A 15,470-nucleotide genomic window follows, 5' to 3' on the forward strand; every position below is an offset into this window, starting at 1 on the left:
CGCCGATACGACCGGCGGTTACCGGACGTTGGAGAGCCTTTGATGGCGGCGAGCGTACGCATGCGGAACACCCTGACGCTGTTTTCCTCGAACGACGATGTCCTGTGCCATCGCGTGCGCCTGGTATTGGCGGCCAAGGGCGTGAGCTACGACTTCGTCCCGGTCGACCCGCAGAATCCGCCCGAGGATCTGATCGACCTCAACCCGTACCATTCCGTGCCCACCCTGGTGGAGCGCGAGCTTGTGCTGTACGCGGCCTCGGTGGTCAGCGAATACCTGGACGAACGTTACCCGCACCCGCCGCTGATGCCGGTCGATCCGCTGTCGCGCGCGCGCATCCGTCTGGCGATGCTGCGCATCGAACACGACTGGGTACCGCAGGTGCAGGCCATCCAGCTCGGCAACAAGACCCAGGCAGAGGCCGGGCGCAAGCGCCTGAAGGAACTGCTGACCAGCGCGGTGCCGCTGTTCAAGGCCAGCAAGTTCTTCCTCAATCCAGAAATGAGCCTGGCCGATTGCGCGATGGCACCGATCGTGTGGCGGCTGCAGTCGCTGGACGTGCCGCTGCCCAAGGATGGCAAGTCGATCGAGGATTACGGCAACCGGATCTTCCGCCACCCGGGCTTCATCCGCAGCCTGACCGACCAGGAAAAGAAGCTGCGCGATCTGCCCAGCTGAGCCCGGCCCGCCGGTGCAGCTGACTGCATCGGCGCTTTACGTTCGGCGCGCGGGTGCTGACCGGCGCCGGTGCGGGCGCGTACACTTGCCACTGCGCAATCGGATCCCTGCAGCCGAGCACGGCTCGGCTCTACCCCCATGACAGAAGACACTTTCCGCATGACCAGCCACCGTCCGTACCTGTTGCGGGCACTGGTGGAATGGATCAACGACAACGACCTGACGCCGCACATCCTGGTGGACGCCGGCATGCCCGGCGTGCAGGTGCCGCAGAGCGCGGTCAAGGACGGCAGGGTGGTGTTGAACATCGCCGAACGTGCCGTCGTACGCCTGCATATTGACAATGACAGCGTGAGCTTCTCGGCCCGCTTCTCCGGGACCAGTTATCCGGTGCAGGTGCCGATTTCGGCCGTGCTGGCGGTGTATGCCCGCGAGACGGGGCAGGGCATGGCCCTGCCCGATGACATCCCCGGCCACGATCCCGGCCCGGAGGACGAGCTGCCGCCCGACGACAGCCCGACCCCGCCGGACGACGCGCCGCCCAAGCCGAGCGGCCGCCCGCATCTGCGCGTAGTCAAATAAATCACCCGTGGCCGCCGCAAGGCGGCCATTTTTGTTGGGGGCGCCTACGGAGTGTCGGCTGCTCAGACGTCCTCGGCGCCGCCGGTATCCACGCCGCGCCGGATCTCGCTGATCCGCGCCGCCGACGGTCCCACGAACGCCACCAGCTCATCGCCACGCAGCACCATGCGTCCCGTGTGGCGGTCCACGCCATCGTGCGAGTACTCGAACTTGAAGGTGCGCTCCCAGCCCAGCCAGCCGTTGGGCTTGCGGCATACGCGCAGGCCGGTGCCGTGCACGCTCTGGTCCAGCCATTGCACATCGGCGGCACGGCAGGCATTGCGGCCCAGCTCGCCGGCACGCTCGGCGGCCGCACGCGAGGCGTTCCAGAACGCGTAGGCGAACGCACCGGCAATCATCAACAGGATCAAACTGGGCATCGGTGACTCGGTGCGGTCAGGGAGGTCGAACCTCCAAGATGGCGACGAACGCGGCGCGGATCAAGCCTTGCGCGTGGTACGCGCTAGGAGGTCTGCGGCGACTGCACCGGGGGCGTCGTTGCCGGTGCTGGCGGCGTCGGCGCCGGTGGCAGCGCGCGCGCGCCGGGGTGGGGCGACGCCGGCGGCGGCGTTGGTGTTCCCTGCGGAACCCATGGCGGTGCCGACGTGCCTGCCGGGTCCGGTGGCGGCATCGGCGCCATCGCCGGCGCGGTGGCCACCAGCTTCAGCAGGGCAGCCCAGTCCTGGCGGTTGAAGCTGCATTCTTCCTCGCGGCCGGGCGTGCAGCCCGGGTCCACCCCGTCGCTGGTGCTCGCCTTGGCCGGCGGCAGGTCGATCCGGCCGCTGCGGTCCAGGTCAAGCTTGCGCATCGCCACCGTGTTCATCACATTGCCGCCGATCAGGTACAGGGTGCGATCACCGCCCATGTTGGCAGCGATCACCACCTCGCAATGCGATTTCCAATGCGTCACCGCGCCGCTGCCCAGCGACTGCACCAGGCCGCTGTAGCTCAAGGTTTCGCGCCGATCGCGGAGGTAGCACAGCAGGTCACCGGGCGCCGGTTTTTCCTGCGTCGGATCGGCCATCCGATACGGTCCGCTGTTCTGGTAGGCCGCACGGATGTAGTCGATGTGGCGCGGCGAGCGGGTGAAGCCGGGCACGCTGGCGCGGGTCATGACCCAGGAAATGAAGGCGGCCGACCACGGGTTGTCGACCAGAAACGCCCGGCAGTCGCTGTCGGTGTAGCGCGTCCCCGGCGGGGCCATGCAGCTCGACGCGCCCGGCTGGCTGCCCATCGGCGACAACGTGCCGCTCTGCCGCCAGTAGCCGACCACCCGCTGCCAGGCAACCAGACCATTGTCGGCCAGGTGGACGTCCTCGGCTTCGGTCACGCTCAGGCTCGCCGCACGGCCATCGCGATCGATGAACGGCCGATACCACAGGCGATGCTCGTTGCAGGCGGTGTTGACGATGCTCACCGCCAACGGGCTCAATCCGAATCGCGGCGGGATATCGCAGACCTCGGCGGCGGACGCGGTGGCCGGCAGCAACGTCACCAGCGGCGACAGGCATGCAAGCAGGAGCAAGGGGCGCATGCGCGCTCTCCGGGGTGGGGGCAGGGCAAGCCTCGCAGACCCGGTCTGCCGGGGCCGTGAAAACAGCCAGACAGATGCGCGCGTCCGCTGCGTCGTCGAGCGCCGAACCCTGGCGGCATGCCTGCGTGACCGCCGCGTCGCGCACCGGTAGTGCCGGCCGTTGGCCGGCTCTCGACCCATGCGCGAAGCAGACCAACGGCCGGCACAACCGGTGCAGGCCGCTCAAGCCGGCGGCGGGCCCAATTTCAACGACAGATCGATCGCCTGCACGTGCTTGGTCAGCCCGCCAATGGAGATGCAGTCCACGCCGTCCTCGGCGATCGCACGCAATCCCTCCAGGCCGACGCTGCCGGAGACTTCCAGCGGAATCCGACCCGCCGCGATCCGCACCGCTTCACGGCGCATCCCCGCATCGAAGTCATCGATCAGGATGCGTTCGCAGCCCACCGCCAGTGCCTGGCGCAACTGATCGAGGTCCTCGACCTCCACCACCAGCGGCAACTGCGGCCATTGCGCGCGCGCCGCCTGCACCGCAGCGGTCAGGGAACCGGCCGCGCGGATGTGGTTTTCCTTCAGCATCACCGTGTCGAACAACCCCATCCGGTGGTTGTCGCCACCGCCGCAGCGCACCGCGTACTTCTGTGCCAGGCGCAGCCCCGGCAGGGTCTTGCGGGTGTCCAGGATGCGCGCGCCGGTGCCGGCCACGGCCGCCACATGGCGTGCGGTGGTGGTGGCGGTGCCGGACAGGGTCTGCAGGAAATTCAGCGAGGTGCGCTCGGCGCTGACCAGGCTGCGGTTGCGCCCGTGCAGGATCGCCAGCACGGTGCCGGCGGTGACAGCGTCGCCCTCGGCCACCCGCCAGTTGATGGTGACTTCGGGATCCAGTGCGCGATGGGTGGCGTCGAACCACGGCCGACCGGCGATGACCGCGTCCTGCTTGCATAGCAGGTAGGCGCTGTCGGGACGGTCGGGCAGCAGGGCGGCGGTGACATCCCCGCTGCCGATGTCTTCGGCCAGTGCGCGCGCCACATCGGCGGCGACGACCGCCGCATCGGGTGCCTCAAGGACGGCCGGACTCATTTTTCCGGAAAATCGGCGATCTGCGCGGTCGCGATGGCCTCTTCGGCCAGCAGCACCGGAATGCCGTCGTCGACGCGGAACACCTGCTTGCGGTCGCGGGTCAGCAGCGCCTCGCGCAGGGCCAGGGCCTGCGCGCTGCCGTCGGCCTTGACCACGGCACCGGCGCCGATCGCGCGGTTGAGTGCGTCCAGGCCCTTGGCATCGAGCAGGGACAGGGGCTGGCGGGTGTCGGGCGAGCACAGCAGGTCGAGCAGCTTGCGATCCATGGATTCTTCGTCTTGCGTGGAAGATGGCTAGAATACGTCTTTAAGGCAGGTGACGGCCAATGACCCCCAACCAATCCGCGCCGCTCGTCGGCATCGTCATGGGTTCCCGCTCCGACTGGGAAACCATGCAGCACGCCGCCCAGAAGCTCGATGCGCTCGGCGTTCCCTACGAAGTGAAAGTGGTCTCGGCGCACCGTACGCCGGACGTGCTGTTCACCTATGCCGAACAGGCGGGCGGCCGTGGCCTGCGCGCGATCATCGCCGGTGCCGGGGGCGCGGCCCACCTGCCGGGCATGATCGCGGCCAAGACCGCCGTGCCGGTGCTGGGCGTTCCGGTGCAGTCCAAGGCCCTCAACGGCATGGATTCGCTGCTGTCCATCGTGCAGATGCCGGCCGGCATTCCGGTCGCCACCTTTGCCATCGGCAATGCCGGCGCGTCCAACGCGGCGCTGTTCGCCGCGGCCATGCTGGCCTCCGACCAGCCGGCCATCGGCGAGGCGCTGGAGGCCTTCCGCGCCCGCCAGACCGAAGACGTCATGGCCCACGACGATCCGCGTCAATGAGCACGAAGACCGTTGGCATCCTGGGCGGCGGGCAGCTTGCCCGCATGATGGTGCTGGCTGGCGCGCCGCTGGGTCTGCGCTTCGAGCTGTTCGACCCGGCCGCTGACGCCTGCGGTGCCCAGGTGGCGCCGCTGCAGGTGGCCGCATTCGAGGATGAGGCCGCGCTGGCCGCCTTCGCCGCGCGGGTGGATGTGGTGACCTTCGATTTCGAGAACGTGCCCGCCCGCAGTGCCCGTTTCCTGGCCGAACGCGTGCCGGTGTATCCCAATCCCGATGCGCTGGCGGTGGCCCAGGACCGGCTCAGCGAAAAGACCCTGTTCCAGCAGTTGGGCATCCCGCTGCCGCCGTTCGCCGATATCCGCAGCCGCGACGAGCTCGCCGCCAGGGTGGCCGAGTTCGGCATGCCCTGCATCGTCAAGACCCGCCGCCTGGGTTACGACGGCAAGGGCCAGTTCCGCATCCGCAGCGACGCCGACATCGACACGGCCTGGGCCACACTGGGCGATTACGTCGAGCGGACCGGGCTGATCCTGGAAGGCTTCGTCGCCTTCGATCGCGAAGTCAGCGTGGTGGCCGTGCGCGGCCGCGACGGTGAATTCCGCGCGTGGCCGGTGACCGGCAACTGGCATGTCGACGGCGTGCTGTCGGCCAGCCTGGCGCCGGCGACGTTGAGTCCTGCCCAGCACGAGGCCGCCATCGGCCATGCCCGCGCGCTGGCCGAGCGCCTGGATTACGTGGGGGTGTTCGCGCTGGAGCTGTTCTGCCGCGGGGACGAGCTGCTGGTCAACGAGATGGCGCCGCGCGTGCACAACTCCGGCCACTGGACCATCGAAGGCAGCGAGACCTCGCAGTTCGAGAACCACCTGCGCGCCGTGCTCGGTTTGCCGCTGGGCGATACGCGCATGCTCGGCCACGCCTGCATGCTCAACTGGCTTGGTGCGATGCCCGAAGCGGCCGCTGTCCTCGGCCAGCCGAGCGGGCATTGGCATGATTACGGCAAGCAGCCGCGCGACGGCCGCAAGGTCGGTCATGCCACGCTGCGCGACGATGATGCGCAGGCCTTGGCCGACGCGCTGGACGCGGTGGGCGGGCAGCTTGACCGTACCGCCCAGGTCGCCCCGGTGGCGGCTGCGCTACGCCGCTGAAACGGGCGCGCGGCCCGCGCCCCAGCCGACGGCGACAAACGGGGAGTGCCGGCCGTTGGCCGGCTCCTCACCCACCCGACCAACCCGGCAGCGTGCGAGCCGGCCAGCGGCCGGCACTACCGGCGGTGGCCAAGCGTGCGAGCCGGCCAGTGGCGGGCACTACCGGGCGGGTGGCCAAGTGCGAGCCGGCCAGCGGCCGGCACTACCCGGTTGTCGCTGCTATGACGGCGCGCGCCCTCAATCCCGCAACTGCGCGGCCACGAAGTCCCAGTTGACCAGTTTCCAGAACGCCTCCAGATAGCGTGCGCGCTCATTCTGGTAGTCGGTGTAGTACGCGTGTTCCCACACATCGCAGGCCAGCAGCGGGGTGCTTTGCCCGGTCAGCGGGGTGCCGGCGTTGCGGGTGGTCTGGATCGCCAGCGCGCCCGACGGGTGTTGCACCAGCCACACCCAGCCCGAGCCGAACAGGCCCAGCGCGGCGCGGTCGAATTCCTCGCGCAGCCGGCGGATGTCGCCGAAGTGGCGGGTGACCAGTTCGCCCAGCCGGTCCTTGGGGTCGCCGCCACCGCGCGGATGCAGGCAGTGGAAGTAGAAGCCGTGGTTCCAGGCCTGGGCTGCAGCGTCGAACAGGCTGCCCTGGCTCTGCCGCACGATGTCTTCCAGTGGCAGCTCGGCCAGCTCGGTACCGTCGATGCGCGCGTTGACCGCCTCGATATAGGCGCGGTGGTGACGGCCGTGGTGCAGGTCCAGCGTCTCGGCCGACAGGTGGGGCTGCAGGGCGGTGCGATCGTAGGGCAGGCGGGGCAGTTCGAGGGGCATGGCTCGCGATGGATTGAGGAGAGGGACGCCGGAAGGCTTACAATGGCGATGAGGGAAGTCTATCCGACCGGCCAGGTCGGGTTGTCCCACCTGCAGGAGAGGCGTTGTGGCGGTGATGCAGCAGATCCAGTCCGAAGTGGAGCGTTACCCCCTCGTGTTGTTCATGAAGGGCACCCCGCAGTACCCCATGTGCGGTTTCTCCAGTCGCGCCATCCAGGCGCTGATGGCCGCCGGCGCGGTCGCGCTGCGCACGGTCAATGTGCTCGAGGAACCCGAGATCCGCGCCAACCTGCCGCGTTTCTCCAACCTGCCCAGCTTCCCGCAGCTGTTCATCCATGGCGAGCTGATCGGCGGCTGCGACATCGTGCTGGAGTTGTTCGAATCCGGCGAGCTCAAACGCATCGTCGAAGAGGCCTCGCAGGCATGAGTGCCGTCCCGACCGTCGTGGCCGGGACCGCATCGCTTGCCGATCGCGTCATTCTCATCGCCGGGGCCGGTGGCGGCTTCGGCAGTGCCGTCGCCATCGCCTGTGCCGAGGCCGGCGCCACCGTGGTCCTGCTCGGGCGCAAGCCGCGCCGGCTGGACCGGGTCTACGCCGCCGTCCAGGCCGTTGGCCCGGAGCCACTGCTGTACCCGCTCGATCTGGAAGGAGCCACACCCGACGACTACGCGGTTCTGGCCGAACGCCTGCAGTCCGAGCTTGGGCGGCTGGATGGCCTGCTGTACTGCGCCGCCGATTTCGCCGGGCTGACCCCGTTCGAGCTGGCCGATCCGGGCGCCTTTGCGCGCGCGGTGCACGTCAACCTGACTGCGCCAGCTTGGCTGGCCCAGGCCTGCCTGCCGCTGCTGCGCCAGCGCGATGATGCCGCGCTGGTGTTCACCGTGGACGATCCGGCGCGGGTAGGGAAGGCCTATTGGGGCGGCTACGGTGCCGCCCAGCACGGGCTGCGCGGGTTGATCGCCAGCCTGCATGACGAACTCGGGCGCAGCCCGGTGCGGGTCAGTGGCCTCCAGCCCGGCCCGATGCGCACCGCCCTGCGGGCGCGGGCGTTCTCCCTGGACGAAGACCGCGGCGCCCGCGACCCGGTCGACTGTGCCGCCACGGCGGTACTTCTGTTATCTGCCGCCGGCGCCGCCCACCGCGGCCAGATCCTGGACGCCTGAAGGGGCAGGGCCTGTCCGCCTCGCGGTCTACCAAGGGCCGCTCCGGTAGTGCCGGCCGCTGGCCGGCTCCCCAGCCAACCCACCGGTAACCCACCCGCAGCGTTCCCTGGTTACCCTTGCACGGGCGGCCGCAGCAGCCATTCAGCGAACCAGGGTCAGTTGTGAAGATCGCGTCACGATACCGTTGTGATGGCGTGTGTTTTGTCGCCAAACCGTCACAATCCGGCGCTACCGTGTTAATCTAGTGTTAACCGTTGCGGCTGAAACCAGCCCTCGGCTAGGGAACCCAGATAAAAGTCCAGTCAGCCGCCAGCAAGGCTGCTTGGGCGCGTTTTTTTCTCCGCCATCGCCAATCTCGCATCGAGGCTACTCCCCAATGACCCACTCACGCTGTCTCCGGATGTCCAAGCTCACCCTTGGTCTCGTGGCCGCACTTGCTGCCGCTCCCGCCTTCGCCCAGAGCACCTCTGCCGGTGTCGGCGGTCAGGTCACGTCCGCCTCAGGTGCGCCTGTTGCCGGTGCCGAAGTCACCATCACGCATACCGAGTCGGGCACGGTCAGCCGTGCGACCACCGATGCAGCGGGTCGTTACAACGCGCGCGGCCTGCGCGTGGGTGGTCCGTACACCATCACCATCACCAAGTCCGGTGAAGGCACCAAGACCGAAGACGGCCTGTACCTGGGCGTCAACCAGACCGGTACCGTCAACGCGGCACTGACCGGCGACCTCGCCGCGACCAACCTGGATGCCGTCCAGGTCGTCGCCGTGGCTGCGGGCTCGGAAGTGTTCAGCGCGACCAAGATGGGTTCGGGCACCAACCTCAGCCAGCAGCAGATCGAAGTTGCCCCGTCCATCGGCGGCAACATCCAGGACCTGATGCGTCTGGATCCGCGCGTGACCTTCATCGACCGCGCCTCGGGTTCGATCTCCGCCGGCGGCCAGAACCCGCGCTTCAACTCGATCAGCATCGACGGCGTCTCGGCCAGCGACACCTTCGGCCTGGAAGGCAACAACATGCCGACCCGTCGCCAGCCCGTCGCGATGGAAGCCATCGAAGCGCTGGACATCAACCTGTCCAACTACGACGTCAGCATCGCTGCCGCCGCCGGTGCCACCGTCAACGCGGTGACCAAGTCCGGTACCAACGAATTCCACGGCTCGGTCTACGGCACCTACCGTGACGGCGACTGGTTCGGCGACAACCCGGAAGGCCAGAAGTTCAACGGCTTCACCAAGGAAAAGACCTACGGCATGACCGTGGGTGGTCCGATCCTCAAGGACAAGCTGTTCTTCTTCGCCAACTACGAAAAGTTCGAGCAGGCCGCCCCGGGCGCCGACCTCAGCACCACCCCGCTCGGCAAGGCCAACGGCCAGTTCACCTTGGCCGACGTGACCCGCGCGCAGCAGATCGCGCAGGGTTACGGCATCGAAGCCGGTGGCCTGGAAAGCAACGGCGACACCTCGATGGAAGAGTACGCGCTGAAGCTGGACTGGAACATCAGCGACAACCACCGTGCCAACATCCGTTACAGCAAGATCGACCAGAGCAAGCTGCGCATCAACGGCATGACCACGAGCTCGGCCTCGCTGAACTCGTACTGGTACCAGCACAACAAGACCAACGAGAGCTACGTCGCCCAGCTGTTCAGTGACTGGACCGACAACTTCTCGACCGAACTGAAGGCCTCGTACCGCGAGTACTCGGCCATCCGTGCGGTGTCCACCGATGCCCCGAGCGTGCGCATCTACTTCGGCGGCACCCCGACCGCGCCGTCGGGTGACTCGCTGTACCTGGGTACCGAAGTCAATTCGCAGGACAACGTCCTGACGACCAAGGCGTGGAACTATTACGCCGCCGGCACGCTGACGCTGGGCAACCATGACGTCAAGTTCGGTGCGTCGTACGACACCAACGACATCTACAACTATTACGGCGCCAACTCGTGGGGCACGTACACGTTCTACGGCCTGGACAACTTCGCCGCCGGCCGCTGGAACACTTACGACTACGCACCGGAACGCACCCCGGGTTCGATCGCCGCTGACTACACCTACAGCAACCTGGCGCTGTTCGTGCAGGACACCTGGTACGTCAACAACAACCTGACCCTGACCCTGGGCCTGCGCGCCGACCGTCCGGACACCAGTCCGGAGCCGGCCTACAACGCGGCCGCGTCGAACTTCTTCGGCTACAACAACAGCAAGGTCTTCGAAAGCAAGTTCCTGATCCAGCCGCGCTTCGGCTTCAACTACACCTTCGACACCGATCGCCCGACCCAGCTGCGTGGTGGCGTGGGCCTGTTCCAGGGTGATTCGCCGCAGGTGTGGATCAGCAACAGCTACTCGGCGACCGGTTTCAACACCAACGTCTACAGCCTCCGCAACAACCAGTATGCCGATTCGCTGAAGTTCAATCCGAACAAGGACAGCCAGCCGGTGCCGACCGCTCCGGGTTCGGCCATCCAGAACGTCAACTTCGTCGGCAACGACTTCAAGCTGCCGTCGATCTACAAGGCCAACCTGGCCCTGGACCATGAAACCCCGTGGTACGGCATCGTGGCTTCGGCCGAGCTGCTGGTTACCAAGGTCAAGGACGGCCTGTTCTACCAGAGCCTGAATCTGGGCCCGGTGCAGTACCAGGGACCGGACGGTCGTGACATGTTCTACAGCGCCCGCAAGGTCGGCGCGTGGCAGACCGCTGACTCGCGTGTCGGCAAGGACGGCCGTTACAACAACGTCTACCTGATCAACAACACCGACGAGGGTCGTACCTCGCAGTTCACCGTGTCGTTGTCCAAGCCGTGGTCCGATGCCAGCGACTGGTCCTGGAACCTGGGTTACACCTACACCGATGCCACCGAAGTCGGCTCGCTGACCAGCTCCACCGCCAGCTCGGGCTGGGGCTATCAGTACGCCTTCGACGCCAACACCCCGGTCGAGAACACCTCGCGTTACCAGATCCGCGACCGCCTGTCGGGCGCGCTGAACTGGAAGCACAAGTTCTTCGGTGACTACGAGACCAAGATCGGCCTGGTGTACGAAGGTCGCAGCGGCCGTCCGTACAGCTACGTGTTCGCCAATGACGCCAACGGCGACGGCCGTACCGCCAACGACCTGTTCTACGTGCCGAAGGGCCCGGGCGACGTGCTGTTCGGTACGCTGACCAACGCCGGTGCGTTCACCGCCGATGCCGCGATGGAGAAGAGCTTCTTCGATTGGCTTGCCGCCAACCCGGACCTGGCCAAGTACGCGGGCAGCACGCCGGGTGCGAACGGCTTCCGCAGTGGCTGGATCAACACCTTCGACGTGCGCATCAGCCAGCAGCTGCCGGGCTTCATGAAAGGTCACAAGTCGGAGATCTGGCTGGATATCCAGAACATCGGCAACATGATCAACAAGGACTGGGGCAACATCTACGACTACGGCTTCTTCGCCGACAGCCGCGTTGCCACCCTGCAGGGCATGTACCAGGGCAAGTACGTGTACAACTACCGCGGCGCCGACACCCCGACCGTCGCCAACGCCGACGCCGATGGCTTCGACGTCGGTGTGTCGCAGTGGTCGCTGCAGCTGGGCTTCCGTTACCAGTTCTGATGAACTGACATAGCATCTGCTGCATACGGAACGGCCGGGGCAACCCGGCCGTTTCCGTTTAATGGCGTGGTGGGCCTGTGCATGTATCGATACGCTGGTTACGGGACAACCTATAGTTTTGGCATTTCCTGCGATTCAATGACCCGATGCGACGACGACCGCGACATCGGGGGCGACACGGTGACAATGCGACACGGCGTGCAGCAATGGGTCGATACCGATAGGTCGATAGCGCCCATCCTTCGTGTCGAAGGTGCGGAAATTCAGCTGCTCCAGCCGTGAAAATCGCTGATCTGGTGCGTTACCCGTACTGATGGCTCTGGCTTTGATCGGCAATCTGTTGACAGTCTTTCTGAGAGATTTCACAATCCGCGCCAAGGGGATGCGCGCCCACAAGATGGGGCGCGCTTAAGGACGAAGATGCTTCAAGGGAATGTGGTGTCATCCCGGTTGGATGACGCAAGTCGAGCGGCGGGCGACGATCTACGGCTGCGTGGATTGGTGTTGCTCGCACAATTTCATGGCATCGCAGCGGATGCCGCGCAATTGCTGCACCAGACCGGGCAGGTGGCCGGAGAGGTCGACGATGCGGCGCTGGTGTTGGCCGCGCGCGGACTGGGTTTGAAGGCGAAGACGGCCACGGTACCTCTGGAACGTCTGGGTCAACTTGCGTTACCGGCCATGGCGATCGGCGAGGATGGTGATGCCTTCATCATCGCTCGCGTAGGCGATGGAAAAGCCATGATCCACGACTTGCTTGAGCGCCGACCGAAGACGATCACACAGGAAGCGCTGGCCTCACGCTACTCAGGGCGCGTGCTGCTGGTGGCATCGAGGGCGTCGGTGCTGGGCGACTTGGCGCGATTCGACTTCAGCTGGTTCATTCCTGCCGTCATCAAGTACCGTCGGCTGCTGGTCGAGGTGCTGATCGTCTCCTTCTTTATCCAGCTGTTCGCGCTGGTTACACCGCTGTTCTACCAGGTGGTAATGGACAAGGTGCTGGTGCATCGGGGGTGGACCACACTCGATGTCATCGCCATCGGCTTGGTATGCATGGCGGTATTCGAGGTGGTGCTCAGCGGCCTACGCACCTACGTGTTGTCGCATACCACCAGCAAGATTGACGTGGAGCTCGGCGCCCGCCTGTTCCGCCATGTACTGGCGCTTCCGCTGGCCTATTTTGAATCGCGTCGGGTAGGCGACACCATTGCTCGTGTCCGCGAGCTGGAGAACATTCGCACGTTCCTTACCGGACAGGCGCTCACGTCGCTGCTTGACCTGTTGTTTACCGTGGTTTTCCTTGCCGTGATGTTCCATTACAGCGGCTGGTTGACCCTGATCGTGGTCATCTCACTGCCGCTGTATGCGTTGATTTCTGCGGGCATTACCCCGGTATTGCGGCGCCGGCTCAACGACAAATTCGCGCGTAGCGCCGACAACCAGGCGTTCCTGGTGGAGACGGTCACCGGCATCGGTACCGTCAAGGCGATGGCGGTGGATCCTCGCGTCACCCGTACGTGGGACAACCAGCTCGCGGGCTATGTCGATGCCGGCTTCTCGGTGACCCGCATCGCCACGCTGGGTCAGCAGGGCGTGCAACTGGTCCAGAAGCTGGTGGCGATTGCCATTCTGTTTTTCGGAGCGCGGCTGGTCATCGATGGCAAGCTCAGCCTGGGCCAGTTGATCGCATTCAACATGCTGTCGGGGCAGGTGGCCGCACCGATCATCCGCCTGGCGCAATTGTGGCAGGACTTCCAGCAGGTGGGCATCTCCGTCGACCGTCTTGGCGACATTCTCAATACCCGAACCGAGCTGCCGGGCAGCCGGATGGCACTCCCCCCTATCCGGGGCGCGGTGCGGTTCGAGAAAACCGTATTCCGCTACCGTCCGGACGCTCCGGAGGTACTGGCCGGCATCGACCTGGATATCCAGGCAGGCGAGGTCATCGGCATCGTCGGGCGCTCGGGGTCTGGCAAGAGCACGCTGACCAAGCTGGTCCAGCGCTTGTATGTGCCGGAGCGTGGCCGGGTGCTGATCGATGGACAGGACCTCGCGCTTGCCGACCCGGCATGGCTGCGCCGGCAATTAGGTGTGGTGCTGCAGGAGAACTTCCTGTTCAACCGTTCGGTCCGCGACAATATCGCGCTGGGCGATCCTGGCATGCCCCTTGAGCGGGTGATCCAAGCCGCTACGTTGGCCGGGGCCCATGAATTCATTTCGGCTCTGCCTGAGGGCTACGACACCCGCGTTGGCGAGCAGGGTGCCGGTCTATCCGGCGGCCAACGGCAGCGCGTGGCCATCGCGCGCGCGCTGGTCGGCGACCCACGCATCCTCATTTTTGATGAGGCCACCAGTGCGCTGGACTACGAGTCCGAGCACGCAGTCATGGCGAACATGCGCAGCATCTGCGCCGGCCGTACCGTACTCATCATCGCCCATCGGCTGTCGACCGTTCGCAATGCGAACCGCATCGTGGTCATGGACCAGGGACGCATCGTCGAGAGCGGCACCCATGCCGAGCTGGTCGACCGCGTGGATGGCCATTACGCACGCCTCAACCGCCTGCAGCAGGGCACGCCATGAAGCACGTCATCGAGGCAGTGGGCGCGTTTGCACGTCGCTATGCGGTCGTCATCCGCCATGCCTGGAAGGAGCGGCATCGGCTTGAGCAGCCGGCGCGGGAGCAACAGGCCCGCGAGTTTCTGCCCGCGCACCTGGAGCTGGTCGAACGCCCCGTCTCACCGACCGCGCGGTGGACGATGGCGGTGCTGATTGCCTTCTTCTGCATCGCGCTGCTGTGGTCCTTCCTGGGGTACGTCGATATTGTCGCGGTGGCATCGGGCCGCACGGTGGTCGACTCGCGGACCAAGGTGGTGCAGCCGAGTGAGACTGCCGTGGTGCGCCGCATCCTGGTTCGCGATGGGCAGGTCGTCGCGGCGGGTGAGCCGCTGGTCGAGCTGGATACGACCGGCACCGCTGCCGATCACGACAAAGCGGGGGAGACGCTGTTCAATGCGCAGCTGGCCGCGTTGCGTCTGCGCGCGCTTTCTCTGGCAGTGCAGGATGGGCATGCGCCGACCTTTGGCGCGACGGAAGGGCTGCCACCCGCACGGGTCGACGCAGAGTTGGCCCTGGCGCGTAGCCAATATGACGCGTTGCAGGCGCGCCGGCAGAACCTGCTGGCGGTGATCGAACAGCGCCAGGCAGAGCTGCACACGACCGAGGCGGCGATTGCACCGATGGCCGAGTCGGCGCGGATTACCCGCCTGCGTGCGGAAGACTATGGGCGGTTGGTAGAGGGTAACTATGTCGGGCGACATGACTATCTGCTGCGTGAGCAGGAGCGTATTGCCGCCGACCGCGATCTTGCGGTGCAGCGCAATCGCGCGGCAGAGATACGCTCGTCGTTGGTCGCTGCGCGCGAGGAACTTCGCGTGCTGGTCGCCGACTTCCGCCAACAGACGCTCGATGGTCTGCGCACCGCCGAGGAGCAGATTGGCCAGGCAGCGCCCGATCTGGCCAAGGCCGGGCAGCGCGATCGGTTGATGACCCTGCGCGCCCCGGTTGCTGGCACCGTGCAGCAGTTGGCCGTGCATAGTGTAGGGGGCGTGGTTACGCCTGCGCAGGTGCTGCTCGCCGTGGTTCCCAGCGAGGAAGCGCTGGAGATTGAAGCCAACGTACTGAACAAGGACATCGGCTTCGTTCGGCCGGGGCAGGCGGTCACGGTGAAGGTCGAGAGCTTTCCCTATACGCGCTACGGCTACCTGACCGGCAAGGTAACCAGCATTTCGCATGACGCGGCGCAGGACGAACAGCTCGGGTTGGTATTCCCGGCCCGCATCCATCTGGAACGCAGCACGCTGCAGATCGACGGGGTGAAAGTGAACCTGTCGGCAGGCATGACGTTGAGCGCCGAGATCAAGACTGGCAAGCGGCGGGTGCTCGATTACCTGCTGAGCCCGCTGCAGCAGCACGTGGATGAGTCACTGCGCGAGCGTTGATGGG

The 15,470-nt window shown here is 66.2% G+C and carries 14 protein-coding genes; 9 read left to right on the top strand and 5 right to left on the bottom strand.

Annotation, left to right across the window (positions count from 1 at the left end):
• Positions 1–42 precede the first annotated feature (42 nt).
• Positions 43–678: a glutathione S-transferase N-terminal domain-containing protein gene (locus tag NR101_RS13420; RefSeq protein WP_256776200.1), complete on the top strand. Its 636-nt coding sequence runs from the start codon at positions 43–45 to the stop codon at positions 676–678.
• Between the two features lie 138 nt (positions 679–816).
• Complete coding sequence (locus tag NR101_RS13425) at positions 817–1,260, top strand: ClpXP protease specificity-enhancing factor (protein WP_256776199.1); 444 nt, start codon at positions 817–819, stop codon at positions 1,258–1,260.
• A gap of 62 nt (positions 1,261–1,322) precedes the next feature.
• On the opposite strand, the gene NR101_RS13430 is transcribed toward NR101_RS13425, so the two are convergent.
• The 4 genes from NR101_RS13430 to NR101_RS13445 form a co-directional block, all read right to left on the bottom strand.
• On the bottom strand, positions 1,323–1,679 hold the full coding sequence (locus NR101_RS13430) for a DUF3301 domain-containing protein (RefSeq protein WP_256776198.1): 357 nt from the start codon (positions 1,677–1,679) through the stop codon (positions 1,323–1,325).
• A gap of 83 nt (positions 1,680–1,762) precedes the next feature.
• Positions 1,763–2,833: a DUF2272 domain-containing protein gene (locus tag NR101_RS13435; RefSeq protein WP_256776197.1), complete on the bottom strand. Its 1,071-nt coding sequence runs from the start codon at positions 2,831–2,833 to the stop codon at positions 1,763–1,765.
• Between the two features lie 222 nt (positions 2,834–3,055).
• Entirely contained in the window at positions 3,056–3,913 is an 858-nt protein-coding gene (gene nadC, locus NR101_RS13440; RefSeq protein ID WP_256776196.1) for a carboxylating nicotinate-nucleotide diphosphorylase, read from the bottom strand.
• Complete coding sequence (locus NR101_RS13445; RefSeq protein WP_256776195.1) at positions 3,910–4,179, bottom strand: Trm112 family protein; 270 nt, start codon at positions 4,177–4,179, stop codon at positions 3,910–3,912. Before NR101_RS13445 ends, nadC begins: the two co-directional genes overlap by 4 nt.
• A gap of 59 nt (positions 4,180–4,238) precedes the next feature.
• Between NR101_RS13445 and purE the strand changes: the two genes are divergently transcribed.
• Positions 4,239–4,742 (top strand): 5-(carboxyamino)imidazole ribonucleotide mutase, encoded by a 504-nt coding sequence (gene purE / locus NR101_RS13450; protein ID WP_256776194.1) that lies wholly within the window; start codon positions 4,239–4,241, stop codon positions 4,740–4,742.
• Complete coding sequence (locus NR101_RS13455; RefSeq protein ID WP_256776193.1) at positions 4,739–5,887, top strand: 5-(carboxyamino)imidazole ribonucleotide synthase; 1,149 nt, start codon at positions 4,739–4,741, stop codon at positions 5,885–5,887. The genes purE and NR101_RS13455 overlap by 4 nt, the downstream gene beginning before the upstream one ends.
• Before the next feature lie 237 nt (positions 5,888–6,124).
• Here the strand turns inward: NR101_RS13455 and NR101_RS13460 are convergent, their stop codons facing one another.
• Entirely contained in the window at positions 6,125–6,706 is a 582-nt protein-coding gene (locus NR101_RS13460; RefSeq protein WP_256776192.1) for a Fe-Mn family superoxide dismutase, read from the bottom strand.
• Between the two features lie 106 nt (positions 6,707–6,812).
• On the opposite strand from NR101_RS13460, the gene grxD reads away from it, so the two are divergent.
• From grxD to NR101_RS13485, 5 genes are all read left to right on the top strand, one after another.
• On the top strand, positions 6,813–7,133 hold the full coding sequence (gene grxD, locus NR101_RS13465; RefSeq protein ID WP_256776191.1) for a Grx4 family monothiol glutaredoxin: 321 nt from the start codon (positions 6,813–6,815) through the stop codon (positions 7,131–7,133).
• Positions 7,130–7,870: an SDR family NAD(P)-dependent oxidoreductase gene (locus tag NR101_RS13470; RefSeq protein ID WP_256776190.1), complete on the top strand. Its 741-nt coding sequence runs from the start codon at positions 7,130–7,132 to the stop codon at positions 7,868–7,870. Before grxD ends, NR101_RS13470 begins: the two co-directional genes overlap by 4 nt.
• Positions 7,871–8,270: 400 nt before the next feature.
• A complete protein-coding gene (locus NR101_RS13475; RefSeq protein ID WP_256776189.1) occupies positions 8,271–11,465 on the top strand; it encodes a TonB-dependent receptor in 3,195 nt (1,064 codons plus the stop codon).
• A 420-nt stretch (positions 11,466–11,885) separates the two neighbouring features.
• Complete coding sequence (locus NR101_RS13480) at positions 11,886–14,048, top strand: type I secretion system permease/ATPase (protein WP_256776188.1); 2,163 nt, start codon at positions 11,886–11,888, stop codon at positions 14,046–14,048.
• Positions 14,045–15,466, top strand: a complete 1,422-nt coding sequence (locus NR101_RS13485; RefSeq protein WP_256776187.1) for an HlyD family type I secretion periplasmic adaptor subunit — start codon at positions 14,045–14,047, stop codon at positions 15,464–15,466. Before NR101_RS13480 ends, NR101_RS13485 begins: the two co-directional genes overlap by 4 nt.
• Positions 15,467–15,470: the final 4 nt, after the last annotated feature.

The sequence above is a fragment of the Stenotrophomonas sp. Ste86 genome (assembly GCF_024519465.1).
In the GTDB taxonomy this organism is placed as follows: Bacteria; Pseudomonadota; Gammaproteobacteria; order Xanthomonadales; family Xanthomonadaceae; genus Stenotrophomonas.